Origin of the sequence: Pseudomonas sp. 3296 (assembly GCF_031456615.1) — a bacterium.
Taxonomy (GTDB): Bacteria; Pseudomonadota; Gammaproteobacteria; order Pseudomonadales; family Pseudomonadaceae; genus Aquipseudomonas; species Aquipseudomonas mucoides.
On sequence record NZ_JAVDUY010000006.1, the window covers coordinates 341,267 to 358,974 of the forward strand.

15 protein-coding genes are annotated in these 17,708 nt (G+C 60.9%); 11 read left to right on the forward strand and 4 right to left on the reverse strand.

Features of this window, described 5'->3' with window-relative positions:
• Nucleotides 1–133 precede the first annotated feature (133 nt).
• Complete coding sequence (gene cytX, locus J2X66_RS18260) at nucleotides 134–1,426, forward strand: putative hydroxymethylpyrimidine transporter CytX (RefSeq protein WP_027922014.1); 1,293 nt, start codon at nucleotides 134–136, stop codon at nucleotides 1,424–1,426.
• Here cytX and J2X66_RS18265 read toward each other — a convergent pair.
• Nucleotides 1,395–2,141 carry an RsiV family protein gene (locus J2X66_RS18265; RefSeq protein ID WP_310266802.1) on the reverse strand — a complete coding sequence of 249 codons (747 nt, stop codon included), beginning with the start codon at nucleotides 2,139–2,141 and terminating at the stop codon, nucleotides 1,395–1,397. The genes cytX and J2X66_RS18265 overlap by 32 nt on opposite strands.
• A gap of 228 nt (nucleotides 2,142–2,369) precedes the next feature.
• Here J2X66_RS18265 and J2X66_RS18270 point away from each other — a divergent pair, with 228 nt between their 5' ends.
• The 9 genes from J2X66_RS18270 (at nucleotide 2,370) to J2X66_RS18310 (ending at nucleotide 11,772) form a co-directional block, all read left to right on the forward strand.
• Nucleotides 2,370–2,987: an NUDIX domain-containing protein gene (locus J2X66_RS18270; protein WP_027922012.1), complete on the forward strand. Its 618-nt coding sequence runs from the start codon at nucleotides 2,370–2,372 to the stop codon at nucleotides 2,985–2,987.
• Complete coding sequence (locus tag J2X66_RS18275) at nucleotides 2,978–3,430, forward strand: DUF1249 domain-containing protein (RefSeq protein ID WP_027922011.1); 453 nt, start codon at nucleotides 2,978–2,980, stop codon at nucleotides 3,428–3,430. Before J2X66_RS18270 ends, J2X66_RS18275 begins: the two co-directional genes overlap by 10 nt.
• A 99-nt stretch (nucleotides 3,431–3,529) precedes the next feature.
• Nucleotides 3,530–4,345: a 3',5'-cyclic-AMP phosphodiesterase gene (gene cpdA, locus J2X66_RS18280; protein WP_310266804.1), complete on the forward strand. Its 816-nt coding sequence runs from the start codon at nucleotides 3,530–3,532 to the stop codon at nucleotides 4,343–4,345.
• 184 nt (nucleotides 4,346–4,529) lie between these two features.
• A complete protein-coding gene (locus J2X66_RS18285) occupies nucleotides 4,530–5,138 on the forward strand; it encodes a YqiA/YcfP family alpha/beta fold hydrolase (protein ID WP_059181734.1) in 609 nt (202 codons plus the stop codon).
• A gap of 54 nt (nucleotides 5,139–5,192) precedes the next feature.
• Nucleotides 5,193–7,097 carry a DNA topoisomerase IV subunit B gene (gene parE, locus J2X66_RS18290; RefSeq protein ID WP_059181733.1) on the forward strand — a complete coding sequence of 635 codons (1,905 nt, stop codon included), beginning with the start codon at nucleotides 5,193–5,195 and terminating at the stop codon, nucleotides 7,095–7,097.
• Nucleotides 7,097–8,086 carry an esterase-like activity of phytase family protein gene (locus J2X66_RS18295; RefSeq protein ID WP_310266810.1) on the forward strand — a complete coding sequence of 330 codons (990 nt, stop codon included), beginning with the start codon at nucleotides 7,097–7,099 and terminating at the stop codon, nucleotides 8,084–8,086. Before parE ends, J2X66_RS18295 begins: the two co-directional genes overlap by 1 nt.
• Nucleotides 8,083–8,607, forward strand: a complete 525-nt coding sequence (locus tag J2X66_RS18300) for a TIGR02281 family clan AA aspartic protease (RefSeq protein WP_310266813.1) — start codon at nucleotides 8,083–8,085, stop codon at nucleotides 8,605–8,607. The genes J2X66_RS18295 and J2X66_RS18300 overlap by 4 nt, the downstream gene beginning before the upstream one ends.
• A gap of 7 nt (nucleotides 8,608–8,614) precedes the next feature.
• Nucleotides 8,615–10,882 carry a DNA topoisomerase IV subunit A gene (gene parC, locus J2X66_RS18305; protein WP_027922005.1) on the forward strand — a complete coding sequence of 756 codons (2,268 nt, stop codon included), beginning with the start codon at nucleotides 8,615–8,617 and terminating at the stop codon, nucleotides 10,880–10,882.
• 176 nt (nucleotides 10,883–11,058) lie between these two features.
• The gene (locus tag J2X66_RS18310; protein ID WP_310266815.1) at nucleotides 11,059–11,772 is read left to right on the forward strand and encodes an ABC-type transport auxiliary lipoprotein family protein; all 714 of its coding nucleotides are present in this window, start codon (nucleotides 11,059–11,061) and stop codon (nucleotides 11,770–11,772) included.
• 241 nt (nucleotides 11,773–12,013) lie between these two features.
• Here J2X66_RS18310 and J2X66_RS18315 read toward each other — a convergent pair whose 3' ends face one another.
• Nucleotides 12,014–13,543: an AhpA/YtjB family protein gene (locus tag J2X66_RS18315; RefSeq protein WP_310266817.1), complete on the reverse strand. Its 1,530-nt coding sequence runs from the start codon at nucleotides 13,541–13,543 to the stop codon at nucleotides 12,014–12,016.
• 135 nt (nucleotides 13,544–13,678) lie between these two features.
• Here J2X66_RS18315 and serB point away from each other — a divergent pair, with 135 nt between their 5' ends.
• Nucleotides 13,679–14,893: a phosphoserine phosphatase SerB gene (serB, locus tag J2X66_RS18320; protein ID WP_027922002.1), complete on the forward strand. Its 1,215-nt coding sequence runs from the start codon at nucleotides 13,679–13,681 to the stop codon at nucleotides 14,891–14,893.
• A gap of 48 nt (nucleotides 14,894–14,941) precedes the next feature.
• Here the strand turns inward: serB and J2X66_RS18325 are convergent, their stop codons facing one another.
• Nucleotides 14,942–16,699 (reverse strand): molecular chaperone, encoded by a 1,758-nt coding sequence (locus tag J2X66_RS18325; RefSeq protein WP_310266820.1) that lies wholly within the window; start codon nucleotides 16,697–16,699, stop codon nucleotides 14,942–14,944.
• Between the two features lie 142 nt (nucleotides 16,700–16,841).
• Nucleotides 16,842–17,702: an archaetidylserine decarboxylase gene (gene asd / locus J2X66_RS18330; RefSeq protein ID WP_310266821.1), complete on the reverse strand. Its 861-nt coding sequence runs from the start codon at nucleotides 17,700–17,702 to the stop codon at nucleotides 16,842–16,844.
• Nucleotides 17,703–17,708 lie beyond the last annotated feature (6 nt).

A 17,708-nucleotide genomic window follows, 5' to 3' on the forward strand; every position in this document is an offset into this window, starting at 1 on the left:
GGCCTGTACAGGCCCCATCGCCAGCAGACTGGCTCCCACAGTGGTTTTGTGGTGTTAACACGTCCCCTGTGGGAGCCAGCCTGCTGGCGATAGCGATCTACACAACAACAAATGTCCCTCTGAGATAACACCCTTGAGCATTCAACCGAGTACGTATTCCCCCGGCATCGCCGTGCCAACCGACAAACGCGTCTTCGGCGGTCGTGATCTGTTTTCCCTGTGGTTCTCCCTCGGCATCGGCCTGATGGTGCTGCAGACCGGCGCCTTGCTTGCGCCAGGCCTGGGCCTGTCCGGCTCCCTGCTGGCGATCTTCCTCGGCACCCTGGTCGGCGTTCTGCTGCTGGCCGCCGTCGGCGTGATCGGCAGTGACACCGGCCTGTCGTCGATGGCCGCGCTCAAACTCAGCCTCGGCAAACGTGGCGCCAGCCTGCCGGCCGTGTTGAACCTGCTGCAACTGATCGGTTGGGGCTCGTTCGAAATCATCGTCATGCGTGATGCCGCCAGCCTGCTCGGCGCGCGGGCGTTCAGCGAAGGCAGCCTGCTGTCGAATCCGCTGCTCTGGACCATTGTCTTTGGTGGTCTGGCGACCTTGCTGGCCGTCAGCGGTCCTCTGACATTCGTGCGGCAGATCCTGCGCAAGTGGGGCATCTGGCTGTTGCTGGCCGCGTGCATCTGGCTGACCTGGAACCTGTTCGCCAAAGCCGATCTGGCTGCCTTGTGGGCGCAGGCCGGTGATGGTTCGATGCCGTTCGCCGTCGGCTTCGACATTGCTATCGCGATGCCGCTGTCGTGGCTGCCGCTGATTGCCGACTACTCGCGTTTCGGCAAGCGTGCGAAAAACGTCTTCGGCGGCACCGCGCTGGGCTTCTTTATCGGTAATTTCTGGCTGATGAGCTTGGGCGTGGCCTACACCCTGGCGTTCGCACCGAGCGGTGAAGTGAATGCCTTGTTGCTGGCGCTAGCGGGTGCAGGCCTGGGCATTCCGCTGTTGCTGATCCTGTTGGACGAGTCGGAAAACGCCTTCGCCGACATTCACTCGGCGGCCGTTTCCAGCGGGATTCTGTTGCGCTTGAAAGTCGAGCATCTGGCGTTGGCCATCGGCGTGATTTGCACGCTGATCGCTTGCCTGGCGCCATTGGCCCAGTACCAGAACTTCCTGCTGTTGATCGGTTCGGTGTTTGCGCCGCTGTTCGGCGTGGTGCTGGTGGATCACTTCATTCTGCGCAAGCGTTCGGCTCAGGTGGCGTCAGCCGCATTGCGCTGGCCGGCGTTGCTCGCCTGGTTGGGCGGGGTGAGCACCTATCACTTGCTGGCCAATCTGTATCCGGACATCGGCGCAACCCTGCCGTCGTTGATTCTGGCAGGGCTGCTGCAGCTGGTGCTGGGCCGGGCTTTCAGTTACGGCCGGGAAACAGCTCGGGCTTGATGATGCCATTCAGGCGAGGGTAGGGGATCTTCAGTTCGACATGGCCCAGCGCGTATGGCGCGATGGTGCTGGTTTCGTACTTGAGGATCACCCCACCGTAGGTCAGCGCCACGTTCTGGGTTTTCTGGAACGGCCAGCTCTTCACGAACTCCGGTTCCTGATCGAGCTTGGTGCTGATCAGCCAGCTGTTGTGCGCCACTTGCGCCGCCTTCCAGAACGCTTCTTCCTGACCCGGCACCAACATGTCCGACAGCGTCAGCACTTTGTGCTGCTGGCGTGAATAGTTGATAAAGCTGCGGCCCGGTGTGCCATGAGCGCCGCCGGTGTCCAGGTAGCTGGAAAATTCGACGATCACCAAGCCGTCATGCTGCTCACGTACCTTGGCTTGCAGGTAACTGCTGTAGCGCGGCCCGGCGGTGCGCAAAAACTCATCGCGATAGGCCGTCAGCGTCGGCGCCACCGGGGCGTCCGGTGTGGTGCGGGTCATTTGCAGCAGGCGTTTTTCGACGATGCCGTCCAGCTGCGGTTCGGCGGGGAAGCGCAATGTATCGATGTTCACCAGCGGACAATCGGGTGTGCTGCAACCCGGTTTCAGGGTTTCGGTAGCGTCGCGGGTAGTTTCCAGCGGCGCCCGGTAGTTGGGCTGAAACAGACTCTGGCAGGCGCCCAGCGTCAGGGCGATTGCGGCCACGGAGGCGATTTTAAAAAGCGACATGGGCGTCCTTTGTAAAACAGGGAAAGGCAAAAAGTTATCCGCTTCGACTCTCAACGAAGCAGTCAGTTCGCCACTAAGCTAATTAGAGTTGGTTTCGCCCTCACCGTCTATCCCGCTGACGGGAAAGGGGCTGCATCAAATGTCGCAGGCGCGTTAGGATGGCGCGAAGTCGAGGTTGCAGGTAACAAAAAGGAGCCTCGTAACGGATTTGCAGTAAAGAGGATTGTCATGACTGATTTTGCCAACGCCATTCCGACCACCGTTGATATCGTTCGGCGCGAAATGTGCTACGAGGGCTTTTACAAGCTCCACCGTGTGCACTTGCGCCACGAGTTGTTCGCGGGTGGCATGAGTCGTGAAATCAATCGTGAAGTGTTCGTGCGCCACGACGCCGTGTGTGTGTTGCCTTACGATCCGCAGCGTGACGAAGTGGTGCTGATCGAGCAGTTTCGCGTCGGCGCCATGGGCAAGACCGACAACCCTTGGCTGATCGAGCTGGTCGCTGGTCTGATCGACAAGGAAGAAGTGCCGGAAGAAGTTGCTCACCGCGAAGGGCAGGAGGAAGCTGGACTTGTGTTCGGGGCGCTCTGGCCGATGATCAAATATTTCCCGTCGCCGGGCGGCAGCAATGAGTTCGTGCACCTGTTCCTGGGGCGTTGCGATTCTACCGGGGTTGGCGGCCTGCATGGGCTGGAGGAAGAAGCTGAAGATATCCGCGTCACGGTCTGGGCGTTAGAAGATGCCTTGCAAGCCGTGCGCGACGGACGAATTGCCAACGCGGCCAGCATCATTGCCTTGCAATGGTTAGCTTTAAACCGCGCTGAAGTGAGGGGGTTATGGTCGTAAACAAGCTGCGCGATCGCTATCGTGTCGACCTTGCGGGGCTGCAAGCTTCCTGCGAGGCGAACTACGCGCGCTTGATGCGACTGCTGCCGGACATGCGCGACGAGCCGGCGGCGCGACGCATTGCCGTGACGCATGGCGAGCAGATGCTCGGCGTGCTGGCGCTGGAAGTGTTGCAGGTCTGTCCGTACACCACGACCCTGCAAGTGCGCCAGGAGCACAGCCTGCCGTGGCTGCCGATTCCGCAGCTGGAAGTGCAGGTCTACCACGACGCCTGCATGGCCGAAGTGGTCAGCGCTGAACATGCGCGGCGATTTCGTGGCATCTATCCTTATCCCAACGCCTCGATGCACCAGCCGGACGAAAAGGCTCAGCTGAATATGTTTCTGGGTGAGTGGCTGAGCCATTGCCTGGCGTGCGGCCACGAGTACGCCGTTGTGCGGTAGTTGTGAACTGCGTCAGGTTCACAGGTTTCCCCTTTTGAGCGTCCCCCAGCATAATTGCGGCACCTATCCACCCCCGTGATTCTGCCCTGGGAGAACGCCTTGCCGAGCGTATCCACATTGACCACCGCCGATCCGGCGTTGCTGGTGCAACTCTCCGACAGCCACCTGTTCGCCGAAGCGGACGGGACGTTGCTGGGTATGAACACGCGGGACAGCCTGCAAAAAGTCATCGAACTGGTGCAGCTTCAGCAGCCGAATATCGATCTGATCATTGCCAGTGGCGACCTGTCTCAGGACGGGACGCTGGAGTCCTACCAACAGTTTCGCGACCTGACCGGGCAACTCGATACGCCGGCGCGCTGGATTCCCGGCAATCACGATGAGCCACAGATCATGGCCGAGGCCGCGGTGCAGAGCGCATTGCTGGAACCGGTGGTGGATGTCGGCAACTGGCGAGTCACCTTGCTTGATTCCGCCGTGCCGGGTTCGGTGCCGGGGTACTTGCAGGATGAGCAGTTGCAGCTGTTGGTTCGATCGCTGAGCGAGGCGCCGGAGCGGCATCATCTAGTATGTTTTCACCATCACCCGGTGTCGATTGGCTGTGCCTGGATGGAGCCGATCGGCTTGCGCAATCCTGAGGCGCTGTTTGCAGTGCTGGATCGTTTTCCGCAGGTGCGGGCGGTTTTGTGGGGGCATGTGCATCAGGAGATTGATCAACTGCGTAATGGCGTTCGTTTGATCGCCTCGCCGTCGACCTGCATTCAGTTCGAGCCGGGCAGCGATGATTTCAAAGTCGGGGAGCAGGCGCCGGGGTATCGCTGGTTGCGGTTGTTGCCGGATGGGCAGATTGAAACCGGGGTGGAACGAGTCACCGGGTTTGATTTTGAGGTTGATTACGGCTCTAACGGCTATTGAGTATTCAGTAAGACCGGGGGCGGCCATCGTGAGCAGGCTCAGTCCTGCATTGGAATGCATACCCCTGTAGGCGTGAGCCTGCTCGCGATGGCGCCCTCAAAGGCACCACGAATTCCAAGGATATCCCCGATCCCCCCGACTCCCTGTAAACTGCGCCTCTTTACCCGACGCACAGGGAGCTCAAATGTCAGGTTCGATCCTTTATATCCACGGTTTCAACAGCGCGCCTTCGTCGAAAAAGGCTACGCAGTTGATGCAGGTGATGGACCGACTCGGCCTGAGCGATCAACTGCGCGTTCCGGCTTTGCATCACCACCCGCGCGAGGCCATCGGTCAGCTGGAGCAGGCGATTGAAGCGCTGGGGCGGCCACTGCTGGTCGGCAGCTCACTCGGCGGCTACTATGCGACTCACTTGGCCGAGCGTCATGGCCTCAAGGCTTTGCTGATCAACCCGGCCGTCAGTCCGCACCGGATGTTCGACGGGTACCTGGGAACGCAGAAAAACCTGTATACCGATGAAGCCTGGGAATTGACCCACGACCACGTGACAGCTTTGGCCGAACTGGAAGTGCCGGCGCCCCGGGACCCGCAGCGGTATCAGGTGTGGTTGCAGACCGGTGACGAAACGCTGGACTATCGCCTCGCCCAGCAGTATTACCGGGCCTGTGCCTTGCGCATCCAGGCCGGTGGCGACCATGGTTTCCAGGGTTTCGCTGCGCAATTGCCGGCGATGCTGAGTTTTGCCGGCATCGGCGCAGATTTGTATCAGGCGATCGACTTCACTGCACTGTGAACCCTCGCCCCTTATTAAACGAACACTCTTTTTACAGGCGGACGACGAGACCCCATGGCCACTCCCAGCGCTAGCTCTTATAACGCAGACGCCATCGAAGTCCTCTCGGGCCTCGACCCGGTGCGTAAACGCCCCGGCATGTACACCGACACCAGTCGGCCGAACCACCTCGCCCAGGAAGTCATCGACAACAGCGTCGACGAAGCCTTGGCCGGGCATGCGACTTCGGTGCAGGTCATCCTGCACGCCGATCACTCCCTGGAAGTCAGCGATGACGGCCGTGGCATGCCGGTGGACATTCACCCGGAAGAGGGCGTGTCCGGGGTCGAACTGATCCTCACCAAGCTCCATGCGGGCGGCAAGTTTTCCAACAAGAACTACCAGTTCTCCGGCGGTCTGCACGGGGTGGGTATTTCCGTGGTCAACGCCTTGTCGACCGAAGTCCGGGTGCGCGTCAAGCGTGACGGCAACGAATACCAGATGACGTTCGCCGACGGTTACAAGAAAACCGAACTGGAAGTGGTCGGCACCGTCGGCAAGCGCAACACCGGCACCAGCGTGTTCTTTGCGCCGGACCCGAAGTACTTCGATTCGCCGAAATTCTCCATCAGCCGCCTCAAGCACGTGCTCAAGGCCAAGGCCGTTCTCTGCCCGGGGCTGCTGGTCAGTTTTGAAGACAAAGCCACCGGCGAGAAAGTCGAGTGGCATTACGAAGACGGCCTGCGTTCCTATCTGGTCGACGCCGTCAGCGAATTCGAACGCCTGCCGGACGAGCCGTTCTGCGGCAGCCTGGCCGGTAATAAAGAAGCGGTCGACTGGGCGCTGTTGTGGCTGCCGGAAGGGGGCGACGCGGTTCAGGAAAGCTACGTCAACCTGATCCCGACGGCCCAGGGTGGTACACACGTCAACGGTTTGCGTCAGGGTTTGCTCGATGCGATGCGCGAATTCTGTGAGTTCCGCAGCCTGCTGCCACGCGGCGTGAAGCTGGCGCCGGAAGACGTCTGGGAACGCATCGCCTTCGTCCTGTCGATGAAAATGCAGGAGCCGCAATTCTCCGGCCAGACCAAAGAGCGTTTGTCGTCGCGTGAAGCGGCGGCGTTTGTTTCCGGTGTGGTCAAGGACGCGTTCAGCCTGTGGCTCAACGCCAACCCGGAAACCGGCATGCTCCTGGCGGAATTGGCGATCAACAACGCCGGCCGCCGCCTCAAGGCGAGCAAGAAGGTCGAGCGCAAGCGCATCACCGCAGGGCCGGCGCTGCCGGGCAAACTCGCCGATTGCGCCGGGCAGGACCCGATGCGTTCCGAGCTGTTCCTGGTGGAAGGTGATTCCGCCGGCGGTTCCGCCAAGCAAGCACGGGACAAAGAGTTTCAAGCGATCCTGCCGTTGCGCGGCAAGATTCTGAACACCTGGGAAGTCGACGGCAGCGAAGTGCTGGCCAGCCAGGAAGTGCACAACATCGCCGTGGCCATCGGTGTCGATCCGGGTGCGGCGGACATGAGCCAGCTGCGTTACGGCAAGATCTGCATCCTCGCCGACGCCGACTCCGACGGTCTGCACATTGCCACGCTGCTGTGCGCGTTGTTCGTCCAGCACTTCCGCCCGTTGGTGGATGCCGGTCACGTCTACGTCGCGATGCCGCCGCTGTACCGCATCGACTTGGGCAAGGAGATTTACTACGCCCTGGACGAAGCCGAGCGCGATGGCATTCTCGATCGTCTGGTCGCCGAGAAGAAACGCGGCAAGCCGCAGGTCACCCGATTCAAAGGCCTGGGTGAAATGAACCCGCCGCAGCTGCGCGAAACCACCATGGACCCGAACACCCGGCGTCTGGTGCAGTTAACCCTGGACGATTTCGCTGCGACCTCGGAAATGATGGACATGCTGCTGGCGAAGAAACGTGCCGGTGACCGCAAGTCCTGGCTGGAATCCAAGGGCAACCTGGCCGAGGTTCTTGGTTGATGCGGCTTGGCTTTGCCCTGGCGTGTGCGTTACTTCTGACCCCGGTTCTGGCCGTTGCTGAACCGGCACCAGAATTGCGTGTGGTCTCCGAGCATCCCGTCGATGGCATGCGCGGCGGCAACCTGTCTGGGCTTGCCCAGTGCGGCAACGATCTGTGGACAGTTTCTGACCGTGACGACGACCAGATCTATCGTCTCGATACCAGCGAAACCGTCTGGCAGGCCGAAACCCTGCACATTGATGCACCGCCGGTGCCGGACAGCGGCTTGCCCTGGGGCTTGAAGTCCCGCGTTTGGGGTGCCTCGTTCGTGCGCGGCGGCGATCTGGATTTCGAAGGTATTACCTGCGACAGCGCCGGCAATCGCTACCTTGTCAGTGAAGGCCATGCAGCGGTGTTGCAAGTGCCACTGACGGGGCCGGCATCCTGGTTGAAAATCACGCCGATGATGGTTCGTGAAGCACGCGCCCGAGGATTGCTCCAGCACTTCAATGCCATCTTCGAAGGCATCGCGATCAACCCTGCCGGCGATCAAATGTGGCTCGCGGCCGAGCGTCAAAGCCGCGGCTTGTTGACGATCAAGCGCAAACAGACCGTATGGGATTGCGACGGTGGCTGTGTGCTGCTGAGCGAAGCGGGCATGGAAATGCAGCCGCGGCAGTTCCCCCACGCCAGACCGGTCAACCGCGACTTCTCCGACGTGTCTTTGTTCGAAGGCAAGTTGTTTACCCTTGAACGCAATGCCTATCAGATCTGTCGCCGCGACGCGCAGACGGCCAAAGTCGAACGCTGCTGGTCGTATGCGGCCGAGTTGTTGCAGGATAATCGCCGTTATTCGCAGAACTATGGTCTGGAAGAGGCATTGATCATTGACGCTGACGGTGCCTGGATTGGCGTCGACAACAATTTCGGGCCCCGTACCGATGGTGAAGTTCGCCCGGTCGTCTGGCGCTTCGCCGCGCCTGAAGGTGGCTGGAGCGCCAAGCCGTGAGTCAACAACCGCCGGGCAAGCGCGCCGGTCGTGTGTTGATGGTACTGGCCTGGTGCGCCGCGCTGTTCCTGGCTACGCGGTTTTTCGGCCAGTGGGAGGAGCGGCAGCAAAACCCGAATGGGGTGGTCAGTTCCGAGCAGGGCGACGGGTTTGTCGAAGTGAAACTGGTCAGCAATGGCCAGGGGCATTTTGTCGCCAGCGGCGCGATCAACGGCCACCCGGTGGATTTCATGCTCGATACCGGGGCGACGGATGTGTCGATTCCGGCCAGTGTGGCCGAGGGATTGAAGCTTGAACAAGGCTTTGGGGTGACCCTGAGCACGGCCAACGGTCTGAGCGAGGGCTATCGAACCCGCATCGACCGGCTGCAACTGGGCGACATTGTGTTGCGTGATGTTCGCGCGCTGGTGGCCCCTGGCCTGGAAGGTAAGCAGGTGCTGCTCGGCATGAGCGCACTGAACAAACTTGAATTTACCCAGCGCGGTGGCACCATGCTGCTGCGCCAGACAACGAACCGATGAGGCCCGCATGAGCGACTCCCTTGATCTCAGCCTGGACGGTGTAGAACGCCGGTCACTGGCTGACTTCACCGAAAATGCCTACCTCAACTACTCCATGTACGTGATCATGGACCGTGCCTTGCCGCATATCGGCGACGGCCTGAAACCGGTACAGCGACGCATCATCTACGCGATGAGCGAGTTGGGGCTGGACGCCGATTCCAAGCACAAGAAATCGGCGCGTACCGTCGGTGACGTGCTCGGCAAGTTCCACCCGCACGGCGACTCGGCCTGCTACGAAGCCATGGTCCTGATGGCCCAGCCGTTCAGCTACCGCTACACGCTGGTCGACGGTCAGGGTAACTGGGGTGCGCCGGACGATCCCAAGTCCTTCGCCGCCATGCGTTACACCGAAGCGCGGTTGTCGCGTTACTCCGAAGTGCTGCTCAGCGAATTGGGTCAGGGCACAGCGGACTGGGGCCCGAACTTCGACGGCACCCTCGACGAACCGCTGGTGTTGCCGGCACGTTTGCCCAACATTCTGCTCAACGGCACCACCGGCATCGCCGTGGGCATGGCCACCGACGTGCCGCCGCACAACCTGCGCGAAGTCGCGACGGCGTGTGTGCGTTTGCTCGATGAGCCCAAAGCCACGGTCGAACAGCTCTGTGAACACATCCAGGGCCCGGATTACCCGACCGAAGCGGAAATCATCACCCCGCGCGCCGACCTGCTGAAAATGTACGAGACCGGCAAAGGCTCGGTGCGTATGCGCGCCGTGTACCACATCGAAGACGGCGACATCATCGTCACCGCGCTGCCGCACCAGGTCTCCGGTGCCAAGGTGCTGGAACAGATCGCCGCGATGATGCAGGCCAAGCCGTCCAAGGCCCCGCAGATCGCTGACCTGCGCGACGAGTCCGACCACGAAAACCCGTGCCGCATCGTGATCATTCCCGGCGCGCGCAAAAACTTTGACCACGATGCACTGATGACGCACCTGTTCGCCAGCACCGAGCTGGAGTCGAGCTACCGCGTCAACATCAACATCATTGGCCTGGACGGCAAGCCACAGCTGAAAAACCTGCGGGCGCTGCTGGTCGAGTGGCTGGAATTCCGGGTGCAGACCGTGCGTCGCCGCCTGCAATTCCGCCTCGATAAGGTCGAGCGTCGCCTGCACCTGTTGGACGGTTTGTTGATTGCCTACCTCAACCTGGATGAAGTGATTCACATCATCCGAACCGAGGAGCATCCAAAAGCCGCCCTGATCGCGCGTTTCGCCCTGAGCGAAATTCAGGCCGATTACATCCTCGACACCCGTTTGCGTCAGTTGGCGCGACTGGAAGAGATGAAGCTGCGTGCCGAGCAAGATGAGCTGCTCAAGGAACAAGCCAAGCTGCAAGCGCTGCTGAGCAGCGAAGCCAAGCTGAAAAAACTGGTGCGTACCGAGCTGATCAAGGACGCCGAAACCTATGGCGACGACCGTCGTTCGCCGATTGTCGAGCGCGCCGAGGCCAAGGCCCTGACCGAGCACGACCTGCTGCCGAACGAGAAAGTGACGGTCGTGCTGTCGGAAAAAGGCTGGGTCCGTTCGGCCAAAGGTCACGAAATCGACGCCACCGGGCTTTCCTACAAGGCCGGGGACGGCTTCAAGGCCCTGGCGGCCGGGCGCTCCAACCAGTTTGCGGTGTTTATCGACTCCACCGGGCGCAGTTACTCGGTGGCGGCGCACACGTTGCCATCGGCCCGTGGTCAGGGCGAACCGCTGACCGGTCGTCTGACGCCGCCGCCAGGCGCGAGCTTCGAATGCGTGCTGATGCCGGAAGACGATTCGCTGTACGTGATCGCGTCCGACGCCGGGTATGGCTTCGTGGTCAAAGGTGAAGACTTCCAGGCCAAGAACAAGGCCGGCAAGGCGTTACTGAGCCTGCCGAGCAATTCGAAAGTCATTCTTCCGCGCCCGGTCGCCGATCGTGAGAGCAACTGGCTGGCCTCGGTCACGACCGAAGGTCGCCTGCTGATCTTCAAGATCAGCGACCTGCCACAATTAGGTAAGGGCAAAGGCAACAAGATCATCGGCATCACCGGTGAACGTGTGGCCAATCGCGAAGAATATGTCACGGACATCGCCGTGCTGCCGGAGGGTGCCACTTTGGTGTTGCAGGCCGGGAAACGTACCTTGTCACTGAAAGCAGACGACCTCGAACACTACAAAGGTGAGCGTGGTCGTCGTGGTAACAAATTGCCACGTGGCTTCCAGCGGGTTGATGCGCTGCTCGTCGAAAACCTCAATTAAGCGTCCTAGAGCGCTCGATCTACGATTTAACGCGTAGATCGACGCATTGGCGCTGGAGTCGGAACGCATATTCACGGATGATATGGCCTTTCAAGCGCCGGCGTGGCCGAGCGTTCTTCATATTTATTGAGTATTTTCACTGTGGTCAGCCTTGTGGCGGCCACCTGGATGGGACGATGACTGCTCTGCGCCTTCCTTTTATTTTGATGCTCGCTGGCGTTTTAGGCCTGGCGGGTTGCAGCGTTCACCAGCCGGTGTCGTTGTATCAACTGGACAGCGGAAGTCCGGTTGCGCCTGCGCAAAGCGCGGGCATGGCCGTATTGTTGGGCCCGGTAACCGTCGCTGATTACCTGCAACGTGAAACCCTGTTGCAGCGTCAGCCCGATGGCAGCCTTCAGGCGTCGACCGACGGTCGTTGGGCCGGGAGCTTGTCTTCGGACATCGATCAGTTGTTGCTGCGTCAGGTAGCCGGTCGCCTGGACAGTCAGCGTGTTGTGCTGGCGCCAGCGACCCTTGGTTTCACGCCGGATGTTCAGGTGCTGCTGACGATTACTCGGCTGGACTCCGGTGAGTCGCAACCGGCAATCCTCGATGCGCAATGGCGTTTGATTGATCGTCGTGGCCAGGTTCGCGATAACCGCATCATTCATTTGCAGGAACAGCACGCGGGCGGCACAGCGGCGCAGGTTCAGGCTCAGGGTGTGTTGTTGCAGCGTCTGGCAGAGCAACTGTCGGTGGCGTTGAAGCCATTGGCTAACCAGCCACCGATTGCTGAAGCGCCAAAGAAACCGGCGGCCAAGCAAGTGGCGCCGGCGACAGAGCAAGAGAAACAACCTAAGATCCCGATGGCGTCACCGATCCGGACGGATATGGAAGTGTTCAGGTTCTAAGCCTGGACTGATCCAAAGCAAAGCCCGCCTGGTGCGGGCTTTGTTGTTTCTGCGGAGTGGAAGGTCTATGGCGCTGCTGGCGGCCTCATCGCGGGCAAGCCTCGCTCCTACAGGAATACCTTGATCTCTGGTTTGCACGGGACCGTAGGAGCGAGTTTGCTCGCGATGAGGCCAGAACAGGCAACAAAAAACCCGCAGACAATCACTCATCTGCGGGCTTCTTTACAGCGGGGGCTAGTGCTTACGCCCGACGCTCATGCATCCGCGCCAACTGTCGCTCCAGCATCGACGGATAAGGCTCCATCAGCCGCTCCACACAGCAAGCGCCCTCAGGGCTGGCAATCGGACGAATCCGTGCGCGCTGGCGGATCAGCGCATCGTCACTGATCTTGCGTTCCACCAGCAGCAGGTTGCGGCTGTGTTGCGACAGGGCCAGGGCGTCCTGGGCGGACTCGGTCAGCAGCAAGTCGATCTGACTCATGCCGAACAACTCCTCACCCAGCGTCAGACCCAGCTGCAATTGCAGGGTGATGCCGCTGTCCGCGACTTCAATCTGCAACTGATGGCCCAGCGCTCGCAGCAGCTCACCGCAGCAGATGGCGTTGGTCAGGTAATCGTCGCCGCTGTCTTCGGTGTGGAACAGCATCAGCGTGCTGCCATCGTTCAGGGTATGCAGTTCGCTCTGGTAGAGCGAAGCGGCCTGATCGAGGCAGTCGCGATAGCGTTTCAGCAATTCTTCCAGGCGTGTGCGAGGCAGGCGACGCAGTTGATCCTGGGCGCCCAGTTGCACGGCCAGGACCGCACTGTGTTGCGGCACGTTCGAGATCACCGGTTTTGCGGCCGGTTTCGGCGCGCTGTCGACCGACTCGTCACGCAGATCGGCAAACGCATCGTCGTCATCGTCTTCAGCGGTGCTGACAATGTGCCGTGGCGCCGGTTTGAGGGCTGCCACAGGCTTGGTTTCGTCAAAACTCGGGTCACGCAGGTTGCGCACTTCGAAGGTCGGTTCGTTATCGTCCGCGTCTTCGTAATCGCCCTCGTCGTACTCGGGTTCTGGCGCTGGCTCGGGTTCGGCCGGCTCTGGTGCGAAATTGGCGTGCAGCTGACGGGCAAGGTCGCCGATTTCATCCTGGCGCTCGGTGGCCGGGGTGTATTCGTCGATATTGCGCAGCCACACGCGCAATTGCAGAAGCGGCGTGGAGATGTGCCGACCCAGGCGCAGGCTCAAGGCCAGGGACAGGGCCAGCAGAATCGCACTCAAAATGCCCATGCTTTGCAGGCTGATGGTCATCGGCTGCTGGAACTGATCCATGTCCAGGCTGATGCGCAGTTGCCCGGCGGTCACGTCCTGGAACGTGATCTTGCTCTGGTACATGCCCTCGGCTTCGCCCAACAGGCTGTGCTTGGGGCGCTGACCGGCTTCGGCGAGGATACGGTTATCCACGCTATAAATGGCGGCGTGGGCCACCAGTTTATTCTTGGTCAGATTGTTGAGCAGCACGTTGAGGCTGAGGATGTCGTTGGACACCAGCAGCTCCGTGGCGGACGTGGCGGTCTGCGTGGTCAGGCTTTCGCCCAGCGCATCGGCCTGCTCGTGCATGGCCTGCTTGAACTGCAAACCCATCACGCAGGCGTAGATCACCAGGGCCAGAGCGACCAGGATCACGTTATGGCTGGCGATGCGCAATGCAATCGGTACACGGCGATGGCGCAGTGCCCGGAAGATCAGCAGAAAGAAGTTATCGGTTTTTACTGGCGTGGGCCGGTTCACTTGAGCTCGGCTCTTTTGTCCGTGAAGTTGACGCGCAGTATAGCGACAGGCCCTAGACCGGCAAAGCGCTCACGGTGCCCGATGGTCACTGAAAGTGGGTAGAATGCGGTTTTTTTCCACTTGCGGGGGTGCGCCTTGCGCGAAATCGTCCTGATAAACATCACGGGAGTCGACCGTCCGGGTCTGACTGCGGCCATTACCGGCGTTCTGGCCCAGGGTGGTGTGAACATTCTCGACATCGGTCAGGCGGTGATCCACGACACCCTGTCGTTCGGCATCCTGGTTGAAATTCCGGATACCGAGCAAGGCAAGTCGGTGCTCAAGGACATCCTGTTCAAGGGCTACGAGCTCGATCAACAGGTGCGTTTCACACCGGTGTCCGAAGAGGATTACCAGCAGTGGGTCGGCAATCAGGGTAAAAAGCGCCACATCGTGACGCTATTGACCCGCAAAGTGACTGCCGGGCAATTGCAGGCCGTGAGCTCGATCACCGCCAAATATGGCCTGAACATCGATCACATCGATCGCTTGTCCGGGCGCATGCCGCTGGACACCCCGGCCGACAAGGGCAAGGGCTGCATCGAGTTTTCCGTGCGTGGCGAAGCGGCCGATCCGCAGGCGCTGCGGGCCGAGTTCCTCAGTGTTGCGCAGGAACTGAACGTCGACATCGCCTTCCAGGAAGATTCGCTGTTCCGTCGTAACCGTCGTCTGGCGGTGTTCGACATGGACTCGACCCTGATCGAAGCCGAAGTCATCGACGAACTGGCCAAGGCCGCCGGCGTAGGCGATCAGGTGTCTGAAATCACCGAGCGGGCGATGGCCGGCGAGCTGGATTTTCGCGCAAGCTTCAAAGAGCGCCTGGCGCTGCTCAAAGGCCTGGACGTCAGCGTGCTGGATTCGATTGGCGCGTCCCTGCGCCTGACCGAAGGTGCCGAAACCCTGTTCGCCGAGCTCAAGCGCCTGGGCTACAAGACCGCCATTCTGTCAGGTGGCTTTACCTACTTTGCCAAGCAATTGCAGGCCAAGTTGGGCATTGACTATGTGTTTGCCAACGAACTGGAAGTGGTCGACGGCAAGGTGACCGGTGTGGCGGTCGAGCCGATTGTCGATGCGCAGCGCAAAGCGGATCTGCTGCGTGAGCTGGCGCATAAGGAAGGTTTGCGTCTGGAGCAGACCATCGCGGTCGGCGACGGCGCCAACGATCTGCCGATGCTGGCGATTGCCGGATTGGGCGTGGCGTTCCGGGCCAAGCCGTTGGTGAAACAGTCGGCGAAGCAGGCGATTTCTACGCTTGGGCTGGATGGCGTGCTGTACCTGTTGGGTTTCCGGGATCGTGACGGGCAGCTCTGAGGTCTTCACGGTCTGAACCGGCCTCCATCGCGGTCTTTCAGGCCACACTTACAGCGAAGGCCACAACGAATCAAACATCTCCTCAACGCCGCTCCCCGCGGCGTTGTCGTTTCTGCCCGCTTCCAGCGACCGATAAGCAAACTGATTAAAACTGTTGGTGCTCGCCACTCGCCGATCCAGCCCGGCCCGGCGTTCCTGGCCGTTGGTGTTGATCAGCACCTTGCTGCCTTCCTGAAACGGCAAGCGCGGAGCGAGCACGGTGGCGGGCAGGTCGATGGCACTGATCTGCGGTAGCAACAATCCGCGCAAGTACTGGCTGTGGTCATCCCGGTTGCGCACCAATTGCAGACCGCACGGCTCGGCGAAGGGCGCGACCAGCTCGATGCCCATCTGCGTACCGCCGCCGCGCACTTGGCGAATCCAGCGCACGACCGCAACGCTCCAGCCTTTATTGACTGAATCCTCAATCCCGACCATTTCCCCGGCCTGTAGCTCGGCGGGAACCGCGTTGGGCCAAGCCAGGCAATAACCGCCGGGGCTGTGATTGATGACGGGCAGGGCATAGGTCGGAAAATGCCGGTTGCTGTCGGCCTCTTTGCTGTCGTCGTTTTGCAGTTGCGGGTATTCAATTTCTTCGTAGGGCAATAAGGCGTCGGCAGTGCCCTGTGACGCGGCATCGAACGCCTGATGCCAGGGGTCACTGCCCCGACTGGCCGCCGGCATTGCCGAAAACTGCGCGGGCCGGTGGCCAGGGTTTTTCAACAGGTCGCTGAATGAGCGCTGCCCGCCGAGATAGAAGTGCAGTGCGCTCATCCCCACGCACAGGGTCAACGTACCTTGACCGGCCGTTCGCTGAAAACTGCGCTCGGCCGCTTGGCCCCAGGCGGCGTGCAGGTGCTGCAGCGTGTCCACGCTAAGCCCCGTGGGTACGGGCAAGGCGTCTTTATTGCCTTGCAAGTGCGTTTCGATGGCGTCGACCAGTGGCTGCGGATCAAACCCCAGTAAACGGGCCTGCTGCTCGGCCCGAAACTTGGCGCGATAACGCGGGCCAGTGTCGAGGTCCGGCGCGACGGCGAACAATCCATCAGCTGGTAGTTTGACCCAATGACTCCAGGCTTCCAGCGCTTCGGCGAGGCGGGCGATCGGGTTCTGGCGCAATTGATTGCAGCGAGACGCACCCAGCAGCAGGGCGACGGCGTAAGTCTGTTCGATGCTCAGGGAGTGCGTCTGGCTGGCCAGTTCATCGCGCAGGCTCAGGTGTTGCAACCGATGTTCGCAGCCGATCCGGTACAACTGATGCAATTCCAGCCACACACCGTCCGGCACCGGGCAGTAGAGCTGAGTGGCGCGGATCAACTGACCGTTCAGGCAATGGAGTGCCCGTTGCAACGCTTGCGCCAGCAGTGGCGCACGGTCTTTGCTGAAACGAGGCGTGATTCGGATGACGATCTGTTTGTAGCCAATCGCCAATTGACCTTGCAGGGCCTGGCAGAGGTTGGCGATCTTGCGCGAACGCTCGTCGAGAACAATCGCCTGGTGCAGGAAATGCCGCTCCAGGTGTCTGCAGACGTAATACACCTCGGGCCTGAGCAGTTCGAGCATGGGCAGGCGATTGGCGCTTGGGGTCAGCAGTTGGTTGAGTTCGCCCAGGGCTTGATAGAGCTGGCGGGCGGTTTCGCCGATGTTGGCTTTGGGCAGGGCGGCGATCCAGCGCTTGAGGTCGCGTGGGGTGGCTTCGCAGAACGTCAGGCGCAATTGCCCGGGGAGCGGGGCGCTAAGCAGCAGGTGGGGACTGGTCTCATTCATGCCGTGGAAAAACTCCAGCCGGTCAATGGGCAGTGAATGACCTGACTGTAGCAGCTATGTCCATCAGCGCGGGACAACCAGAGCGGTCCCCACCGAAAGGTATCCGCCCTGTCGAAGTCGCTCGAAAGGGCGGATCAGCGGATCAGGCCTTTGGCAAACCCATGCCCTGGCCCATCTGCACCGGCGAGCCGGCCGTCAGTTCTTCGGCCCATTTGACCTGGTCTGGCCCGAACAGCACAACAGCGGTCGAACCCAGTTTGAAGCGACCCAGTTCCGCACCTTTCTCCAGATGGATCGGTGCGCGCGCGGCTTCGTCGTAGCGGAAGGTTTTCAGCTCGCGTTTCGGCGGCGTGACCAGCCCGGCCCAGACGGTTTCGATCGACGCAACGATCATCGCGCCCACCAGCACCACGGCCATCGGCCCGCGCTCGGTGTCGAAAATGCACGCCACACGCTCGTTGCGGGCAAACAGCTCCGGCACGTTTTCGGCAGTGGTCTGGTTGACCGAGAAAATCCGGCCCGGGATGTAGACCATCTCGCGCAAGGTGCCGGCCAGCGGCATGTGCACGCGGTGGTAGTCCTTCGGCGACAGGTAGATAGTCGCGAAATCACCGCCCATGAACGGCGCGGCGTTGGCCGCGTCACCGCCCAGCAACTCCAGCACGCTGAAGCTGTGGCCCTTGGCCTGGAACACGCGACCGTGTTCGATCGGACCGAGCTGGCTGACTGCGCCATCGGCCGGGCTGAGGATCGCCCCCGGGGTTTCGTCCAGCGGACGAGCGCCGTCCTTCAAGGCGCGGGTGAAGAACGCGTTGAAGTGTTCGTAGGCAGTCAGGTCTTCGACCAGCGCCTGGGACATGTCCACCTGATAACGCTTGGCGAACCAGGCGGTAAAGGCGTTCTTGAACCAGCGCACGCGGCATTCGGCAATGCAGCCGGCCAGTCGCGAGAGCAAGTGATGGGGCAGCAGGTATTGGCTGAGGATAAACAGACGCTTGTTCATTAACTG

Bases quoted from the DNA above. Each gene is read 5' to 3' on its own strand.
- parE (WP_059181733.1), top strand. From the start codon at position 5,193: ATGGCCACTCCCAGCGCTAGCTCTTATAACGCAGACGCCATCGAAGTC.
- J2X66_RS18310 (WP_310266815.1), top strand. From the start codon at position 11,059: ATGACTGCTCTGCGCCTTCCTTTTATTTTGATGCTCGCTGGCGTTTTA.
- J2X66_RS18265 (WP_310266802.1), bottom strand. From the start codon at position 2,141: ATGTCGCTTTTTAAAATCGCCTCCGTGGCCGCAATCGCCCTGACGCTG.
- asd (WP_310266821.1), bottom strand. From the start codon at position 17,702: ATGAACAAGCGTCTGTTTATCCTCAGCCAATACCTGCTGCCCCATCAC.
- parC (WP_027922005.1), top strand. From the start codon at position 8,615: ATGAGCGACTCCCTTGATCTCAGCCTGGACGGTGTAGAACGCCGGTCA.
- J2X66_RS18275 (WP_027922011.1), top strand. From the start codon at position 2,978: ATGGTCGTAAACAAGCTGCGCGATCGCTATCGTGTCGACCTTGCGGGG.
- J2X66_RS18285 (WP_059181734.1), top strand. From the start codon at position 4,530: ATGTCAGGTTCGATCCTTTATATCCACGGTTTCAACAGCGCGCCTTCG.
- J2X66_RS18325 (WP_310266820.1), bottom strand. From the start codon at position 16,699: ATGAATGAGACCAGTCCCCACCTGCTGCTTAGCGCCCCGCTCCCCGGG.
- J2X66_RS18270 (WP_027922012.1), top strand. From the start codon at position 2,370: ATGACTGATTTTGCCAACGCCATTCCGACCACCGTTGATATCGTTCGG.
- J2X66_RS18295 (WP_310266810.1), top strand. From the start codon at position 7,097: ATGCGGCTTGGCTTTGCCCTGGCGTGTGCGTTACTTCTGACCCCGGTT.